The sequence below is a fragment of the Burkholderia sp. 567 genome (assembly GCF_040545115.1).
GTDB lineage: Bacteria > Pseudomonadota > Gammaproteobacteria > Burkholderiales > Burkholderiaceae > Burkholderia > Burkholderia ambifaria.
This window is the reverse complement of record NZ_JBEPLG010000002.1, coordinates 218,411-234,435: the sequence shown is the minus strand read 5'-3', so window position 1 is coordinate 234,435 and position 16,025 is coordinate 218,411. Positions and strand designations below refer to the sequence as shown.

Below are 16,025 nucleotides of genomic sequence, written 5' to 3'. Positions count from 1 at the left end.
TTTGCAAGGACCGTTGTAGTGATTCCCGGACCGGCGCCGCTCGTATCACGCCGGCGCACGCCGTCCGGAACAGGAGGTGCGGTGCAGAACGCGGAATCGAATTCAACCCCCGAAAAGCAGCGCGAACAGATCGCGAAGAGCCCGGTGAAGACGCCGGCTGCCGGCGACATGCCCGATGCGTCGACCCAGGCCGCGGAAGTGGCGAAGCGGCCGCTGACGCCGGAAACGGTTGCGGCGAAAATGCCGACCGGCCTGCCGCCGATCGACGTCGACGCGCATGCGGTCGACAGCGGCGACCCGGTGCGGCGCGCCGCCGGCCGGATCGTCACGCTCGACAACGCGAACATGGCGAGGACCGACAACACGGTCGACGTGGACGGCAAGGGCCTGGAGGCCGCCGCCGGCGCGACCGAGTGGCATGACAACGTGATTTACTCGAATGCGTCGCTCGACGATGCTGTCATCACGCCCGATGAAGGGCTCGGTGGCATCGAAAGCCGGCCGGGCGGCAATGTGCCATTGATCGGGACGCGGCCGGGCTGGCGCGTCCGGTATGTCGGCGACGTGGAGGTGGAGGTCCAGCATGGCGTCGGCGCGCGGGCCGAACATGTGATCTGTTTCGAGCGGATCGGCTGACGTCGCGATCCTTGCTTCGGCGGACCGCCAGGAGGCGGTCCGCCGTGAGCTTACCGCGTGCCCTTATTGCGGGCCGAGTTCCTGCGCGGACGTGTCCGCATCGTTGCCTTGCGCAACGAGCACGTGAACGTCGTTGGGTATCACGTCGCTAATGCCGCCGGCCGGAATCGTCAGCAGCAGCCAGTCGGCGTTGTTGTTGAGCGCGACCGGCGGGGTCTTCAGGATCGGCGTCTTGCTGCCTGCCGTCGTGACGATCACCTGGTAGGTACCGCCGTTCAGATAGACGGAATCCTGTCCGGATGCCGGCACCGCATTCTGGTAGGCCGCACCGGCCAGCGTCGGGCTTTGTGCCGTGATGTCGGTGCCCGGAGGGACCACGTAGACGTCGACGTTCTGCGCATTCGGCGACGCGTTGAAGCTACGCACGCGCGCCTTGTCGGACAGCAGCTTCTTGTCGAAGGGATCGTCGATCACCGAAATCGCCGACGACGTGCTCGGCAATGCAATGGTCGTGTAGTGATGACCGTTCGCCGCGCTAAACGACTGCGACGCGATGGTCCTGGTCGTTCCCGATACGTCGTAGCTGGCGGTCTGCGTGCCGGAGTCGATGTCGTGATAGCGGGTCACGCCCTTGTAGGCGATGCCTGACGCGTCGACTTTCGCGTTCAGGTAGTAGTCGAGATTCGGGCCGGCCGGCACTGCGTTGATGAAACGTGCCTGCGGTTTGGAGATGCCGAGTTCGGTGCCGACGTCGTCGCCGCCGCCGCATGCCGCGAGTACGGAAATGACCGAGCACAGGGCCACTATCGTTCGAATGGATTTCATTATCGTCCTCTCGTTCAGGGAATCTGCTTGCGATGCGACGCCGCCGCACGAAGAGAGTCGTGCGGGGCGCAGCGCCGATTGAGCAAGGATTGCCGTCCGCCGGGGCGGCGGGCGCCTTGATGTCGCAAGGGATGTGCCTGCACGGTTTTGGAGCGCGGTGGCGTCGGTGCGGCGCTTGTTGTGCGACGGTTGCGCGGCGTGCGGATGTAGTTGCATGCCGGGCGTGATTGCCCGGGCGGGCGGCGTCGTGCTTGTAAAAAACGGCAGCTTGGCGGCGCAACGTGCGGATGCTGGCGTCGACGCGTGTTTGCCGGAAAAGCGTTTGGCGCGCCGTGGCCCGAAACCGAGGGCGGCGATCGGGAAAAGCGACACACCGGCCAACGCCGAGCGCCCCAGGCGCCGTAAAATTTGCCGCCAGCGGCACATAGTTTAACCATTCGAAACAATGTGTTCACTCAAAAGGGCATGATCTCCGGCGATCGGGCAGGCATACTGTCGCCTATGTTGCTCAATGCCGTCGAACCGACGTGCGCTTGCCCCCCATGCCCATTCCCGACCCTTTTCGATCCCTCCGATGGTTGACCATCGCGGCTGCTTCATGCTTGCTCGCCGCGTGTTCGACCGCTTCCGACGTGACCACGACGTCGAACCCGAATGTCTTCACCGTGACGACCCGCACGCTCGGCGTGTCGACGACGTGGGCCGACGCCCATGAAAAAGCGGTCAGCGAAGCGACCAACTACTGCACGCAGCGCGGCATGCGCGCGAGCCTGCGGCAAGAGCAGCTGACCGCCGGCCGCCGCGTCGACGCGCGCTCCGAACTCGCGTTCGAGTGCCATCCGACCTTCGAGACCGCGTCGAACCCGCGCGGGTAAGCGCCACACCGCCCGTGCGGCTCCCGATGTGAAACGACCCGCGATGCCGTTGACGGGCATCGCGGGTCGACGCACGTCCGTCGGTCGCGTTACGCGGGTTTTGCCTCGTACAGCTTCACGCACGCGGAGAAGTCGAGCGCGCCGAGCCCCTGCTGGCTCATCGACTGATAGAGCTGCTGCGCGAGCGCGCCCATCCACACCGGCTGCCGTGCGCTGCGCGCGGCTTCGGTCGCGAGCCCGAGATCCTTCAGCATCAGGTTCGCGGCGAAACCGCCGGCATAGCCGCGCGCGGCGGGCGCCGCGTCGTTCACGCCCGGGTACGGGTTGTACGTATCCGAGCTCCAGCAGCGGCCGGTCGACGTGTTGATGATGCCGGCCAGCACGGCCGGATCGATGCCGAGCGCGGCGCCGAGCGCCATCGCTTCGGACACGCCCATCATCGAGATCCCGAGCAGCAGGTTGTTGCAGATCTTCGCGATCTGCCCGGTGCCCGTGCCGCCGCAATGCACGACGTTCTTCCCCATGTCGAGCAGCACCGGACGAATGCGCTCGAACAGCGCGGCCGGCGCGCCGACCATGAAGGTCAGCGTGCCGGCCTGCGCGCCGCCGGTGCCGCCCGACACCGGTGCGTCGGCGAGCGGAAAGTCGCGCTGTGCGGCGACGTCGGCCACCGCGCGCACGGTGTCCGGGTCGATCGTGCTGCAGTCGACGAAGGTTGCGCCGGCGCGCGCGCCGGCCAGCACGCCGTCGTCGCCGAGATAGACCGCGCACACGTGCTGCGCGGCCGGCAGCATCGTGATGACCAGCGACGCGCGTGCGGCCGCGTCACGCGGTGAAGCGGCGGCCGTCGCGCCCGCACGCACCGCGGCGTCGACCGCGTTTGTGTCGAGGTCGAACACCGTCAGCGCGTGGCCGGCCTTGAGCAGGTTGGCGGCCATCGGGCCGCCCATGTTGCCGAGTCCGATGAATGCGATTTCCATGTGCGGACTCCTGCTCAGCGCAGCGCGATCGTCGTGTTCACGCCGCCGGCCGTCGCGTCGTCGTCGAACCAGCGCGCGGTGACCGTCTTCGTCTGCGTGTAGAACTGCACGACCTGCTTGCCGTACGGGCCGAGATCGCCGAGCTTCGAGCCGCGCGAGCCGGTGAAGCTGAAGTAGGGCACCGGCACCGGGATCGGAATGTTGATGCCGACCTGGCCGACGTCGATCTCGCTCTGGAACTTGCGCGCGGCCGCGCCGCTCTGCGTGAACAGGCCGACGCCATTGCCCATCGGATTCGCGTTGACGAGCGCGATCGCGTCGTCGAGCGTGTCGGCTTCGAGCACGACCACCACCGGCCCGAAGATTTCTTCCTGATAGATCGACATGTCGGTCGTCACGCCCGAGAAGATCGTCGGGCCGACGAAGTTGCCCTGCTCGTAGCCCGGCACCTTCATGTCGCGGCCGTCGAGCAACAGCGTCGCGCCTTCCTTCACGCCGGCGTCGATCAGCGACAGGACGCGCGCCTTCGCCGCCTTCGACACGACCGGCCCGACATCCGTGCCGGCTTCGGCGCCCGCGTTCACCTTCAGCGCCTTCGCCTTTTCGACCAGATCGGGCAGCCAGTCGCGCGCGCGGCCGACCAGCACGACGACCGAGGTCGCCATGCAGCGCTGGCCCGCCGCGCCGAAGCCCGCGCCGACCAGCGCGTTGATCGCCTGCTCGCGGTGCGCATCGGGCAGCACGACCGCATGGTTCTTCGCGCCCATCATCGACTGCACCCGCTTGCCGTGCTGGCTGCCGAGGTTGTACACGTGCGTGCCGACGCGCGTCGAGCCGACGAACGAGATCGCCTTGATGTCCGGGTGCGTGCAGAGACGATCGACCACCGTCTTGCCGCCGTGCACGACGTTCAGCACGCCCTGCGGCACGCCGGCCTCGATCGCGAGCTCGACGAGCTGCATCGTCGACAGCGGGTCCTGTTCGGACGGCTTCAGCACGAACGTGTTGCCGCACACGATCGCCATCGGGAACATCCACAGCGGAATCATCGCGGGGAAGTTGAACGGCGTGATGCCCGCGCACACGCCGATCGGCTGGCGCAGCGTGTAGGTGTCGACGCCGCCCGCGACGTTCTCCGCGAATTCGCCTTGCTGCAGCGTGCCGATCGAGCATGCGTGCTCGACCACTTCGAGGCCGCGGAAGATGTCGCCCTGCGCGTCGGGCAGCGTCTTGCCTTGCTCGGCCGTCAGCGTGTGCGCGATCCGTTCGAGATTGCGGCGCACCAGGTCCTGGAATTTCAGCATGATGCGCAGCCGCGCGCCGATCGGCGTGGTCTTCCACGTCTGGAACGCGCGCTGCGCGGACGCGATCGCGGCATCGACTTCGTCGAGCGTCGCGTACGGCACGCGGCCGATCACTTCCTGCGTCGCGGGGTTGACGATGTCGCCCCATTCGGCGCTTTGCGAATCGACGAATGCGCCGTCGATCAGCAGCTTGGCGGTGGGCAGGGCGAGGGTGGTCTGGGGAACTGCGGCGTTCATGGAATTCTCCGGGAAACGATGATGCGAGGAAAAACGGTGGCCCGCGTCCGTCGCGCATGCAGCCGCGGCGGACGACAGGTCGAACAGGAAGCGGGTCAATGCCGGTGGTGCTTCGGTGCGCTCACGCGCGCGCCGGACGCATCAGCGCGGTACACGCGAGCGCGAACACGCCGAAGCCGACGAGGTACGCGATCACGTAGTGCGGCTGGCCGCCGCCGGCCTTGAGCAGCGACGTCGCGATCATCGGCGCGAAGCCGCCGCCGATCACGCCGGCGAGCTGCACCGACAGCGAGATGCCGCTGTAGCGGATTTCCGCCGGGAACTGCTGCGCGAACAGCAGCGCCTCCGGCGCATAAAGAATCGGGAACACGACGCCGAGGCCGAGCACGATCGCCCACCAGGCGGTCGACGTCTGCTGCGTGCCGAGCATCATGAAGAACGGCGCGGCGAACGCGCACATCAGCACGAGGCCGATCGCGAACATCCGGCGCTGGCCGATGCGGTCGCTGAGATGTCCGCACAGCGGCATCGTGACGAGCGACAGCGCCGCGCCGGCCGTGATCGCGTGCAGCATCTCGGCCTTCGGCAGATGCAGCTGCTGCGTCGCATACGCGAGGGCGAACGTGACGACCATGTAGAACCAGGTGTTCTCGGCAGCGCGCGCGCCGACGATCGTCAGCACTTCGCGCGGATGGCGGCGCAGCGCGGCCGTCACCGGCGACTTCTCGGCCTTGCCCTGGCGCTGGATCTTCTCGAAGTCCGGCGACTCCGGCACCTTCGCGCGGATGAACCAGCCGAGGCCGACCAGCGCGATGCTCGCGAGGAACGGCACGCGCCAGCCCCACGACAGCATGTCGGCGTCCGGCAGCGCGGCCACCGCGGCCATCGCGACCGACGACAGGATCAGCCCGAGCCCGACGCCCGTCTGCGGCAGGCTGCCGAACAGCCCCTTGCGGCCCTTCGGCGCATGCTCGACGGCCATCAGCACCGCGCCGCCCCATTCGCCGCCGACCGCCATCCCCTGCAGAAAGCGCATCGCGATCAGCAGCGCGGCGGCCCAGTAGCCGATGCTGTCGTACGACGGGATCAGCCCGATGATCATGCTCGGCACGCCCATCAGCAGCAGCGTGATCATCAGCATCGACTTGCGCCCGATGCGGTCGCCGAAGTGGCCGAACACGATGCCGCCCATCGGCCGCCCGATGAAGCCGACCGCGAACGTGCCGAACGCGGCGAGCGTGCCGACGACCGGGTCCAGCGACGGAAAGAAGATGCGGTTGAATACGAGCGCGGCGGCGGTGCCGTAGAGGAAGAAGTCGTACCACTCGATCGTCGTGCCGGCCATGCTGGCCCAGCCGGCCAGCAGGTAATGCCGCGCGGTGCGGGCGGGCGCCGGCGTCGCGACGCTTGCATGCTCATCGAGGGTGGATCGGGTCTGCATGGTGTCTCCGTATTGGATGCCCGCGGCTCATGGTCCGCAGGTCACGGTCGAGTATAGTTATGCGCTGATCCATGATGTACCGACAAGAAAACCGGTTGGATGTGCATTTCTGCATATCGACGCCCGGCCTGGAGACGCCTGCCGATGCGACACACCCCCGAGCCGGTTTCCGGCAACCTGAACTGGGACGACCTGCGCTTCTTCCTCGAGGTCGCGCGCACGCAGCGCGCGAGCGGCGCGGCGAAGCGGCTCGGCGTCGACTACACGACCGTCGCGCGGCGCATTCGCGCGCTCGAGGCCGCGATGGGCACGCTGCTGTTCGACAAGTCGCGCTCCGGCGGCTTCACGCTGACGGCCGAGGGGCAGCGGCTCGTGGCGTATGCGGATGCGATGGAGACGACCGTGCAATCCGCGTGCGACCAGGTCGCGAACACCGGCGGCGCGCTGTCGGGCCACGTGCGGATCGGATCGACCGAAGGGTTCGGCTGCTTCTTTCTTGCGCCGCAGCTCGCGCGGTTTCGCGTCGCGCATCCGCATGTGACGGTCGACCTGCTGCCCGTCCCGCATTTCGTCAATCTGCCGAAGCGCGAGGCCGACCTGGCGATCACGCTCGAGCGGCCCGAACGCGGGCCTTACGTGGTCACGAAGCTGTGCGACTACCAGTTGCGGCTCTACGCGACGCGCGACTATCTGGCGAACCATGCGCCGATCACCTGCACCGACGATCTCGCGCGGCATGCGTTCGTCAGCTACGTCGACGATCTCGCGTTCAGCAGCGAGCTGCTGTATCTGGAGCGGGCGGTGCCCGGCGCGACGGCCGGATTGCGCACGACGAGCGTGATCGCGCAGGTGTTCGCCGCGCTGCAGGGCGGCGCGCTCGCGATCCTGCCGTGCTTCATGGCGGCCACGCAGCCGGCGCTGGTGCCGGTGCTGCCGGACGACGTGGTGGTCACGCGGTGCTTCTGGCTGACCTGTCGCGAGGATCTGCGCAAGCTGCGGCGGGTGACGGCGCTGTGGGATTACCTGCGCGCGGCGGCGGATGCGAATCGGGGGTTGCTGATGGGGGAGTCGGGGGTGTTGCGGTTTGTCGGGGAGAACTCGGACGGCACGCCGTAAGCGAATCGATGCGTCACGGGCGTTTCGTCCCGTGTCGATCGATGGATTTCGCGCCGCGTACCGGTTTGACATAGTGGCTTCGCGGGACGGGCGCGCATCTGGCGTCCCGGCGTCCCGCATGTCCTGTCATCCGGAGGTGTGCAATGAAGAAGAAAACAGCAATCCTGATCGTCGCGGCGAATACCGATCCGACGGGGCTCGCGGTCGGGCAGATCATCACCGGCAGCGGCAGCATGGGCCGCGTCAGCATGAAGATCACGAGCGTGAAGCAACAGACCGCGTTTGCCGACCAGCCCTTCGTGCTTGAAGTCGCGACACGCGAGCCGACGTGGTTCGACGACGCCAATCCGATCACGACGATCAGCTACAACAACGAACGCAACCGGGCCGAAGTGACGACCTGCACGTTTACGTCGTGACCGCCCGTTCGGGCGCGCGTGGGCGTCAACCCGGGCACCCGAGCCGGTCCGCGAGTTCGTTCAGGTCCCTGACGTCGAAGTCCCACGCGTCGTCCGCTTGCAGGTCCGTCGTCTGGTTCGGCCCGTGTTCGGTCGGCCGCAGCACGAACGCGGTCGCCAGCCCGAGTTGCCGCGCGGCGGCGAGATCGCCGTTGTGCGCGGCGACCAGGCACACCTCGGCCGGCGCGACGCCGAGGATCTCGACCGCATCGGTATAGACCTTCGGCGACGGCTTGTACGCGTGCGCGACTTCCGCGCCGAGAATCGCGTCCCACGGCAGGCCGCCGTGCTTCGCGACGTCGATCATCAGCCGGATGTTGCCGTTCGACAGCGGCGCGATCACGTAGCGCTGCTTCAGCCGCTGCAGCGCCGCGACCGAATCGGGCCACGGATCCAGCCGGTGCCACGCGAGGTTGAGCGCGTCGATCTCGTCATCGGGGGCGCCGTCGATGCCGTAGCGGTCGAGCGTGCGCACGAGGTTCTCGCGATGCAGCACGTCGAGCCGCACGTAGCGGCGGCGGCCGCTGCGGATTTCCTCCATCGACGGCGAATATTCGCGGCGCCACGCGTCGGCGAATTCGAACGGGTCGAGATCCGCCGCATGGCGCGCCAGGAACGCCGCGGCTTCGCGCGCGACGCCGCTTCTCCAGTCGACGATCGTTCCGAACACGCCGAAAACGAGCGCCTTGATGTCGGCACGGTTCGTCATGATGATCCAGTGAAGGTCGATCGATGAGGGTACGCATCGCCGTGCCGCCGGATTGCGCGGCGCCGGTTCGATCGACATTGAATCACGGATACGGAAAGGCGGTCTGGCAGGTCGTCATGCGGAACCGCCCGGCGGCGTGGCGCGCGATTTGCTTGCCGCCGTCAATGCCACTTCCTGATCCGCAGTTGCACCTTCCCGTCGCGAATTGGCATCACGTCCGGGCTGTCGTCACCGACTTCGCTTGCAACCAGGTCGTTCAGGTGGCCGTTCATCGCGACCAGCAGTTCGCAATCTGACGGTTCGTTGTCGAAGCAACCGAGCGTAACCCCTGATGAAAGGGGTGCGCCGATTGTCACGGATTGGTGTTAAATGTACTTTGGTGCGCGTTCCGGCGCGCGCCCATGGGGACGCATCGGGTTCACGTAAACCCGGAGCGATAAACGGCACGCAGGACCGCTAACGAATCGGGCGCATCAGAACCCGATCGAACTGACGGCAGGATTCACTTGAATACCGAACCGCAAAGTTCTCGATACAGTCTCGGCCTCGCGGCGGAAGTCCTCGCGTCCGAGCAAAGCGTGCTGAGGCTGATCACGCGCAACACACCGCTGCCGGAACTGCTCGTCGAGGTCTGCCGGCGCGCCGAGGCGCTGCTCGGCGAAGGCGCGTCGTGCACGATCCTGCTGCTCGACGCGGACGGCGTGCACGTGCACGTCGGCGCCGCGCCGTCGCTGCCCGCGCAGTACAGCGCCGCGATCGAAGGCGCAACCATCGGGCCCGCCGCGGGCTCGTGCGGCACCGCGATGTACGAGCGCCGGATGATCGCCGTCGAAGACATCGAAACCGATCCGTTGTGGGCCGACTATCGGGCGTTCGCGCTGCCGCTCGGCCTGCGCGCGTGCTGGTCGGTGCCGTTCCTGGACGAGACGGGCACCGTGCTCGGCGCGTTCGCCGTCTATCACCGCGCGCCGCGGCGGCCCAGCGACACGGAAACCGACCTGCTGCGCGATATCGGCAACAGCGTCGGCCTCGCGGTGCACCAGGACTCGATCGCTCGTCAGCTCGTGCACAGCGAGGAGCAACACCGTCTCGTCGTCAACAGCCTGAACGAAGGGATTCTCATGTTGTCGCCCGACGGCGTGGTGATCGCGAGCAATCCGAGCGCGAACCGGATGATGCGCGTGAAGGGCGAGCTCGTCGGGCGCCGGCTGTCGAGCGTGATCCTGTACAAGCTGCGCGAGGACGGCACGCCGATCGCGCCTGACGATTGGCCGAGCCGGCTCGCGTTCACCACGGCCACGCCGCTGCTCGACTATTCGGTCGGCTTCGGGCTCGCGGACGGCGACATCATCTGGGTGCGCGGCAACGCGGTGCCGATCGTGAAGCCGGGCGAGACGCGGCCCGAGTCGGTGCTCGTGTCGTTTCACGACATCGGCCCCGTGCGCGAAGCGCAGCAGCAACTGCGCTACCTGGCGACGCGCGACGCGCTCACGGGCCTCTACAACCGGCGCTGGCTCTCCGAACGGATGCGCGAGCTGTTCGGCACGCACGATGCGACGGCCGGGCCCGCGCGCGTCGCGATCCTGTTCATCGATCTCGTCGGGTTCAAGAAGGTCAACGACACGGCCGGCCACGACGCCGGCGACGCGCTGCTGCGCAGCGTCGCGGCGCGCCTCGCGGCCTGCGCAGACGGGCGCCACGCGCTCACGCGCGTCGGCGGCGACGAGTTCGTGATCCTCGTCGACCAATGCGACGATCCCGACGAACTGTCCGCGCTCGCGCGCGAGGTGATCGACACGATCGCGAAACCGTTCGCGATCGCGAACAACGAGTACTGGCTCGGCGTGTCGATCGGGATCAGCGTCGCGCCGCGCGACGGCGACGATGCGGTCACGCTGATGCGCAATGCGGACTCCGCGATGTACGACGCGAAGCAGCGCGGCCGCAATCATTTCACGTTCTTCACCGCGCAACTGAACCTGCGCCTGCAGCGCCGCTTCGCGATCGAGCAGTCGCTGCGCCGCGCGATTTCGTCGGACGCGCTGCGGCTCGCCTACCAGCCGGTCGTCGACGCGCGCAGCGGCCGCACCGTCGGCGCCGAAGCGCTGCTGCGCTGGACGAGCCCCGAGCTCGGGCCGATGTCGCCGACGGAATTCATCCCGGTCGCGGAAGATACAGGGCTGATCGTGGCGATCGGCCAGTGGGTGCTCGAAACGGCCTGCCGGCAGGCCGCCGAATGGCGCCGCACGATCGCGCCCGACCTGATGCTGGCGGTCAACCTGTCGCCGCGGCAGTTCCACGAGGGCCTCGTCGAGTCGGTCGGCCGCTGCCTCGCGCAGACGCAGCTCGACCCGGGCGCGCTCGAGCTGGAGATTACCGAAGGACTGCTGATGAACGACACGGACACCGTGCTGCCGATGCTCGAGGCGCTCACGGACATGAACGTGCGGATCTCGGTCGACGATTTCGGCACCGGCTATTCGTCGCTCGCGTACCTGAAGCGGTTTCCGCTGCATAACCTGAAGGTCGACCGTTCGTTCGTGTCGGGCGTGCCCGATCATCGCGACTCGGTCGCGATCACGCAGGCCGTCGTCGCGATGGCGCATTCGCTCGGGATGAAGGTCACCGCGGAAGGTGTCGAGACCGAGGCGCAGTCGTGGTTCCTGCAGCAGATCGGCTGCGACATGCAGCAGGGCTACCTGTTCGGCCGGCCGCTCGATCCGGCCGACTACGCGCGCCGGCTCGTCACCGTGTAGGCGCTCAAGCGACACCGCCGCCGGGAGGACGCGCGGGCGGCGCATCGATCTCCACGCGATTCTTGCCGTCGTGCTTCGCGCGATACAGCGCGCGATCGGCCGCCTCGATCAGCGACGTCGTCGGCACGCCGGCGGCCGGCACGATGCTCGCGCCGCCGATGCTGATCGTCACGTAGCGGCCCGTCGACGAGTGCGCGTGTTCGAGCCGCAGCGCCTCGATCGCGAGGCGAATCTTCTCGCCGAGCAGCCGCGCGGCGCCCGGCGACGTGGCCGGCATCACGACCGCGAACTCCTCGCCGCCGAAGCGCGCGGCGAGATCGCCGGACTGCCCGAGACAGCGCTCGATGGTCGACGCGACCTGCTTGAGCACGCTGTCGCCCGATACGTGGCCGTACGTGTCGTTGTACAGCTTGAAGTTGTCGACGTCGATCATCAGCAGCGACAGCTCGCTGCGTTCGCGCGCGCCACGCCGCCATTCGGCGGCCAGATATTCGTCGAGATAGCGCCGGTTCGACAGCCCGGTCAGGCCGTCCGAATGCGTGAGGCGTCGCAGTTCGAGATTGGCCTCGAGCAGTTGCTGCTGCGATTGCCGCAGCGCGCGATAGGCCTCGTCGCGTTGCAGCAGGCTCATGTACGAACGCGAGTGATAACGGATCCGCGCGACCAGCTCGATGCGGTCGGGCAGTTTCACGAGGTAGTCGTTCGCGCCGGCCGCGAACGCGGCGCTCTTCACCACCGGCTCTTCCTGCGTCGACAGCACGATGATCGGCACGTCGCGCATCGCCGGATTCGCACGGTATGCCTTCACGAGGGTCAGCCCGTCGGTGCCGGGCATCACGAGATCCTGCAGGATCACCGTCGGGCGCGTCTCGATCGCGGTCGCGAGCGCGTCGTCCGAGCGCGGGCAGTAGTGGAAGTCGATGCCGTCCTCGTCGACGAGCGCGCGCCGGATGGCTTCCGCGACGATCGTCTGGTCGTCGACCAGCAGGACCATCGCGGGGGCGTCGGCGTGCGGCGTGGGGCCGGCGTCGAACGCCGCGTGCAGGCCGCCGGGCGGGCGGGAGAGGTCGCTGGTCATGATGGATGCCGGGTTGCGCCCTGGCCGCGTGGGGTGTGACGGGAGTTCATCGGGCTCAGATCCGCGCGAGGGCCGCCAGCTCGCCCGCGATGCGCTCGAGCGGCAGGATCGCGCGTGCCGCGCCGAGCGTCGCGGCCGCTTTCGGCATCCCGTAGACGGCGCTGGTCGCCTGGTCCTGCGCGATCGTGTGGTAGCCCTTCATGCGCAGTGCCTTCAGGCCGATCGCGCCGTCGCGTCCCATGCCGGTCAGCAGCACGCCGATCACGCGGCCCGGCCAGTGCTCGGTCAGGCTGTTGAAGAACACGTCGACCGACGGCCGGTACGGCGTGGCGGCCGGTTCGCGCGTGTATTCCAGCGTGCCGGCGCGCGTGATGCGCAGGTGATCGTCGGTCGCCGCGAGCAGCGCGACGCCCGGCTGCGGGCGGTCGCCTTCGCGCGCGACGCGCACGGTCAGCGGCGTCTGGCCGTCGAGCCATTGCGCCATCCCTTCGGCGAACGCGCGATCGACGTGCTGGACGATCACGATCGGCGCGCTGAAGTTGGCCGGCAAGCCGCCGAGGATCGACGCGAGCGCGCCGGGGCCGCCGGCGGACGCGCCGATCGCGATCAGCGGGCCGCCGCTCGCGCGCGTGGTCGTGCCGGCCGTGCGGACACCGCCGGGCGCGTCGAGCAGCCGGCCGATCTGGTCGATTTTCGCGAGCAGGAGTCGGGCGGTGTCGCCGGCCGCGCCTTCGCCGAGGCGGGGCGTGTCGACCGCGTCGAGCGCGCCGGCGCCCATCGCTTCGAACACGCGCCACGCGTTCGCGCCGATGCAGCTCGTCACGATCAGGATCGCGCACGGGCGCCCGGAGCGCATGATCCGCCGCGTCGCCTCGATCCCGTCGAACTTCGGCATGATCAGGTCCATCAGCACCACGTCGGGCGGTTGCGCGGCGCACATGTCGACGGCCTGCGCGCCGTCGGTCGCGACCCACAGCACGCGATGCTCGGGCCGGCGCGCGATCGCACGGCGCATCGCCTCGACGGCAAGCGGGAGGTCGTTGACGATGCCGATGTTCACAAGCGGGATACTCCGGTCGGTTCGTAGTGTTGGAGATGGGCCGGGTTCATGGAAGGCGGTGTCGGGTCGGCGCGGCCGAACGGTATCGGCGGGCGGACGGCACGGAATTCTTTTCGATTGGCAACGCCCCGCATGCTGTCATGCGGCGCGGGCGGCGGCAATCGAAAAAATTGCGCATTGCGTCGTTCTGACCCTTTCCTCTAGGGAGGGGCGGGCATTTTTGGCCTCTGTGCGGCGGAAAGACGGCGAGCGCGAGGGCTGGGTGCGGACCGGATCGACGGCTCGAGAGCGGGCGCGCGTTGTCTATCGCAAGTTTGCAGCCGGTGCCGATGCCGACGCAGTGCGTCTGCGGCGCGACGCAGCCACGCGCCGAAGACGCGGCCGCGCCGTCAATGGCTGCGCGCGTACCCCTGGATCAGCGCGCGCATCATCCCTTCGACGGTCGCGTCGAGCAGGTCGGCTTCCTGCTCGGATTCTTCCACGAGCGCGGCATAGGCGGTCGCGAGCGTCACACGGTCGACTTCATGGCGTTGTTCCATCAGCGTCACCATCCCGTCCTTCGCCAGATGAGCGGAGAACTCACGGCTGCCGATGGTCTGGAATACGTCAATCATGGCGGCTCTCCCCAACGTTGCCAATGCCTTCCAGTGTAGTCGGCGTACCGGCGCTCCGCCATGCGCGGCGGGAGCAGGGCGCGCGGCGCGGGGCGTTCCGGTCGGCACCTCTGAAAACACCGCCGCAACACCGGTGGCGCACCGCCATACCGGTTTCAACGTTTACCCGAAGCACCAAATTGTCGACTTTTTATCGATAAAGTCTCGTGCTAGATTTTGCGACCTGAAACTGGTCGAAACCGGGCGGGGCGGCGCATCTCCACGGCGTCGCGCATTCATCACAAGGAGGAGCAATGCTGGTGCTGATTGGGGTGCCGATCGTCGTGATCGGTTTCGCGCTGCGCTTCAACGCGCTGCTGGTGGTCACGATCGCGGGCCTTGCGACGGGGCTGGCGGGCGGGATGAATCTTGTCGACATCGTCAGCGCGTTCGGCAAGGCGTTCACGGACAACCGCTATATGGGGCTGATCTGGCTGACGCTGCCGGTGATCGCGCTGCTCGAGCGCAATGGCCTGAAGGAGCAGGCGAAGCGGATGATCTCGCGCGTGCAGGCGGCGACCACCGGCCGCGTGCTGATGCTGTATTTCGTGCTGCGCCAGGCGACCGCCGCGCTCGGCCTCACGTCGCTCGGCGGGCACGCGCAGATGGTGCGGCCGCTGATCGCGCCGATGGCCGAGGCCGCCGCCGTCAGCCAGCACGGCGAGCTGCCCGAGTCGGTGCGCCAGCAGATCCGCGCGCACGCATCGGCCGCCGACAACGTCGCCGTGTTCTTCGGCGAGGACATCTTCATCGCGATCCAGTCGGTTCTGCTGATCAAGGGCTTTCTCGAACAGAACGGCATCGCGATCGAGCCGCTGCACCTGTCGGTCTGGGCGATCCCGACCGCGATCGCCGCGCTGCTGATCCACTGCACGCGGCTCGCGCTGCTCGACCGCCGGCTGTCGCGCGGCTTCGGCGCCTTCGGGCGGGAGGGCGCGCGATGATCGGCCTCGAACCGCTCTATACGCTCGCCGGGCTGATGTTCGCCGCGTTCGCGTGCTTCAACCTGATGGATCGCACGAACCCGCGTCGCGTGTTCAATTTCGCGTTCTGGGCGATCTACGCGGTCACGTTCCTGTTCGGCGCGCTGCTGCCGCACTTCGTGATGGGCTGCCTCGCGATCGCGCTCGCGCTGATCGCGGGCTCGGGCAAGCTCGGACGCGGCAAGTCGGACGAAGCCGGCGACGCGGCGGCCGCGCGGCGCGACGCGAAGGCGCTGCGCTTCGGCAACAGGCTGTTCCTGCCGGCGCTGCTGATTCCCGTCGTCACGCTGATCGGTACGTTCGCGTTGAAGCTCGTGCCGTTCGTCGATCCGAAGAGCGTGACGCTGATCTCGCTCGTGCTCGGCACGCTCGTCGCGTTCGCCGCCGCGCTCGCGATGCTGCGCGATTCCCCGGTGCACGCGCTGAAGGAAGCGCGCCACACGATGGACGCGGTCGGCTGGGCCGCGATCCTGCCGCAGATGCTCGCGGCGCTCGGCGCGCTGTTCGCGGTCGCGGGCGTCGGCGGCGTGGTGTCCGGGCTCGTCAAGGACTGGGTGCCGATCGACTCGCCGTTCGCCGTCGTCGCCGCCTACACGGTCGGCATGGCGCTGTTCACGATGATCATGGGCAACGGGTTCGCCGCGTTCCCCGTGATGACGGCCGGCATCGGCCTGCCGCTGATCGTCCATCAATTTCACGGCAACCCGGCGATCCTCGGCGCGATCGGGATGCTGAGCGGCTTCTGCGGTACGCTGATGACGCCGATGGCCGCGAACTTCAACATCGTGCCCGCGGCGCTGCTCGAACTGAAGGACAAGAACGGCGTGATCAAGGCGCAGTGGCCGACCGCCGTGCTGCTGCTGGCCGTGAACACGCTGCTGATGTACGCGTTCGTATTCCGCTTCTGACGAGGT

At 68.0% G+C, this 16,025-nt stretch carries 16 protein-coding genes; 8 read left to right on the top strand and 8 right to left on the bottom strand.

Annotated elements, in window-relative coordinates:
• Positions 1 to 81 precede the first annotated feature (81 nt).
• A complete protein-coding gene (locus ABIC50_RS06505; RefSeq protein ID WP_175659477.1) occupies positions 82 to 636 on the top strand; it encodes a DUF3005 domain-containing protein in 555 nt (184 codons plus the stop codon).
• A 63-nt stretch (positions 637 to 699) separates the two neighbouring features.
• Here the strand turns inward: ABIC50_RS06505 and ABIC50_RS06500 are convergent, their stop codons facing one another.
• On the bottom strand, positions 700 to 1,461 hold the full coding sequence (locus ABIC50_RS06500) for a DUF4397 domain-containing protein (protein WP_011658465.1): 762 nt from the start codon (positions 1,459 to 1,461) through the stop codon (positions 700 to 702).
• Between the two features lie 542 nt (positions 1,462 to 2,003).
• Here ABIC50_RS06500 and ABIC50_RS06495 point away from each other — a divergent pair.
• The gene (locus ABIC50_RS06495) at positions 2,004 to 2,336 is read left to right on the top strand and encodes a hypothetical protein (protein WP_105831736.1); all 333 of its coding nucleotides are present in this window, start codon (positions 2,004 to 2,006) and stop codon (positions 2,334 to 2,336) included.
• 89 nt (positions 2,337 to 2,425) lie between these two features.
• Here the strand turns inward: ABIC50_RS06495 and mmsB are convergent, their stop codons facing one another.
• The 3 genes from mmsB to ABIC50_RS06480 all read right to left on the bottom strand — a co-directional run bounded on the left by mmsB (position 2,426) and on the right by ABIC50_RS06480 (position 6,298).
• Positions 2,426 to 3,316 (bottom strand): 3-hydroxyisobutyrate dehydrogenase, encoded by an 891-nt coding sequence (gene mmsB / locus ABIC50_RS06490; protein ID WP_354162471.1) that lies wholly within the window; start codon positions 3,314 to 3,316, stop codon positions 2,426 to 2,428.
• Between the two features lie 14 nt (positions 3,317 to 3,330).
• On the bottom strand, positions 3,331 to 4,857 hold the full coding sequence (locus tag ABIC50_RS06485; RefSeq protein ID WP_354162468.1) for a CoA-acylating methylmalonate-semialdehyde dehydrogenase: 1,527 nt from the start codon (positions 4,855 to 4,857) through the stop codon (positions 3,331 to 3,333).
• A 121-nt stretch (positions 4,858 to 4,978) separates the two neighbouring features.
• Positions 4,979 to 6,298: an MFS transporter gene (locus tag ABIC50_RS06480; protein WP_011658469.1), complete on the bottom strand. Its 1,320-nt coding sequence runs from the start codon at positions 6,296 to 6,298 to the stop codon at positions 4,979 to 4,981.
• Positions 6,299 to 6,442: 144 nt separating this feature from the next.
• Between ABIC50_RS06480 and ABIC50_RS06475 the strand changes: the two genes are divergently transcribed.
• Together ABIC50_RS06475 and ABIC50_RS06470 are read left to right on the top strand one after the other, a co-directional pair.
• Positions 6,443 to 7,414, top strand: coding sequence for a LysR family transcriptional regulator (locus ABIC50_RS06475; RefSeq protein WP_165752855.1), 972 nt, complete (start codon positions 6,443 to 6,445; stop codon positions 7,412 to 7,414).
• A gap of 143 nt (positions 7,415 to 7,557) precedes the next feature.
• Positions 7,558 to 7,833: a hypothetical protein gene (locus tag ABIC50_RS06470; RefSeq protein WP_175673914.1), complete on the top strand. Its 276-nt coding sequence runs from the start codon at positions 7,558 to 7,560 to the stop codon at positions 7,831 to 7,833.
• A 25-nt stretch (positions 7,834 to 7,858) separates the two neighbouring features.
• Here ABIC50_RS06470 and ABIC50_RS06465 read toward each other — a convergent pair whose 3' ends face one another.
• Complete coding sequence (locus ABIC50_RS06465; protein ID WP_354162466.1) at positions 7,859 to 8,581, bottom strand: haloacid dehalogenase type II; 723 nt, start codon at positions 8,579 to 8,581, stop codon at positions 7,859 to 7,861.
• Positions 8,582 to 8,604: 23 nt separating this feature from the next.
• Here ABIC50_RS06465 and ABIC50_RS06460 point away from each other — a divergent pair, with 23 nt between their 5' ends.
• Both ABIC50_RS06460 and ABIC50_RS06455 read left to right on the top strand, forming a co-directional pair.
• Positions 8,605 to 8,877, top strand: a complete 273-nt coding sequence (locus tag ABIC50_RS06460) for a hypothetical protein (RefSeq protein ID WP_354162463.1) — start codon at positions 8,605 to 8,607, stop codon at positions 8,875 to 8,877.
• A 210-nt stretch (positions 8,878 to 9,087) separates the two neighbouring features.
• Entirely contained in the window at positions 9,088 to 11,337 is a 2,250-nt protein-coding gene (locus tag ABIC50_RS06455; protein WP_105831729.1) for a putative bifunctional diguanylate cyclase/phosphodiesterase, read from the top strand.
• A gap of 4 nt (positions 11,338 to 11,341) precedes the next feature.
• Here the strand turns inward: ABIC50_RS06455 and ABIC50_RS06450 are convergent, their stop codons facing one another.
• The 3 genes from ABIC50_RS06450 to ABIC50_RS06440 all read right to left on the bottom strand — a co-directional run bounded on the left by ABIC50_RS06450 (position 11,342) and on the right by ABIC50_RS06440 (position 14,089).
• Positions 11,342 to 12,415 carry a diguanylate cyclase domain-containing protein gene (locus ABIC50_RS06450; RefSeq protein ID WP_354162461.1) on the bottom strand — a complete coding sequence of 358 codons (1,074 nt, stop codon included), beginning with the start codon at positions 12,413 to 12,415 and terminating at the stop codon, positions 11,342 to 11,344.
• 55 nt (positions 12,416 to 12,470) lie between these two features.
• Positions 12,471 to 13,475: a chemotaxis response regulator protein-glutamate methylesterase gene (locus ABIC50_RS06445; RefSeq protein ID WP_354162458.1), complete on the bottom strand. Its 1,005-nt coding sequence runs from the start codon at positions 13,473 to 13,475 to the stop codon at positions 12,471 to 12,473.
• Between the two features lie 389 nt (positions 13,476 to 13,864).
• Positions 13,865 to 14,089: a hypothetical protein gene (locus tag ABIC50_RS06440; RefSeq protein WP_011658476.1), complete on the bottom strand. Its 225-nt coding sequence runs from the start codon at positions 14,087 to 14,089 to the stop codon at positions 13,865 to 13,867.
• A 293-nt stretch (positions 14,090 to 14,382) separates the two neighbouring features.
• Here ABIC50_RS06440 and ABIC50_RS06435 point away from each other — a divergent pair, with 293 nt between their 5' ends.
• Positions 14,383 to 15,072: a DUF969 domain-containing protein gene (locus tag ABIC50_RS06435; RefSeq protein WP_354162457.1), complete on the top strand. Its 690-nt coding sequence runs from the start codon at positions 14,383 to 14,385 to the stop codon at positions 15,070 to 15,072.
• Entirely contained in the window at positions 15,069 to 16,019 is a 951-nt protein-coding gene (locus ABIC50_RS06430) for a DUF979 domain-containing protein (RefSeq protein ID WP_354162454.1), read from the top strand. The genes ABIC50_RS06435 and ABIC50_RS06430 overlap by 4 nt, the downstream gene beginning before the upstream one ends.
• Positions 16,020 to 16,025 lie beyond the last annotated feature (6 nt).

What these genes read in the sequence shown, in the direction of transcription:
- ABIC50_RS06495 (WP_105831736.1), top strand. Translation starts at nt 2,004, where the DNA reads ATGCCCATTCCCGACCCTTTTCGATCCCTCCGATGGTTGACCATCGCG.
- mmsB (WP_354162471.1), bottom strand. Translation starts at nt 3,316, where the DNA reads ATGGAAATCGCATTCATCGGACTCGGCAACATGGGCGGCCCGATGGCC.
- ABIC50_RS06475 (WP_165752855.1), top strand. Translation starts at nt 6,443, where the DNA reads ATGCGACACACCCCCGAGCCGGTTTCCGGCAACCTGAACTGGGACGAC.
- ABIC50_RS06460 (WP_354162463.1), top strand. Translation starts at nt 8,605, where the DNA reads ATGAGGGTACGCATCGCCGTGCCGCCGGATTGCGCGGCGCCGGTTCGA.
- ABIC50_RS06485 (WP_354162468.1), bottom strand. Translation starts at nt 4,857, where the DNA reads ATGAACGCCGCAGTTCCCCAGACCACCCTCGCCCTGCCCACCGCCAAG.
- ABIC50_RS06465 (WP_354162466.1), bottom strand. Translation starts at nt 8,581, where the DNA reads ATGACGAACCGTGCCGACATCAAGGCGCTCGTTTTCGGCGTGTTCGGA.
- ABIC50_RS06480 (WP_011658469.1), bottom strand. Translation starts at nt 6,298, where the DNA reads ATGCAGACCCGATCCACCCTCGATGAGCATGCAAGCGTCGCGACGCCG.
- ABIC50_RS06435 (WP_354162457.1), top strand. Translation starts at nt 14,383, where the DNA reads ATGCTGGTGCTGATTGGGGTGCCGATCGTCGTGATCGGTTTCGCGCTG.
- ABIC50_RS06500 (WP_011658465.1), bottom strand. Translation starts at nt 1,461, where the DNA reads ATGAAATCCATTCGAACGATAGTGGCCCTGTGCTCGGTCATTTCCGTA.
- ABIC50_RS06430 (WP_354162454.1), top strand. Translation starts at nt 15,069, where the DNA reads ATGATCGGCCTCGAACCGCTCTATACGCTCGCCGGGCTGATGTTCGCC.
- ABIC50_RS06440 (WP_011658476.1), bottom strand. Translation starts at nt 14,089, where the DNA reads ATGATTGACGTATTCCAGACCATCGGCAGCCGTGAGTTCTCCGCTCAT.
- ABIC50_RS06470 (WP_175673914.1), top strand. Translation starts at nt 7,558, where the DNA reads ATGAAGAAGAAAACAGCAATCCTGATCGTCGCGGCGAATACCGATCCG.
- ABIC50_RS06450 (WP_354162461.1), bottom strand. Translation starts at nt 12,415, where the DNA reads ATGACCAGCGACCTCTCCCGCCCGCCCGGCGGCCTGCACGCGGCGTTC.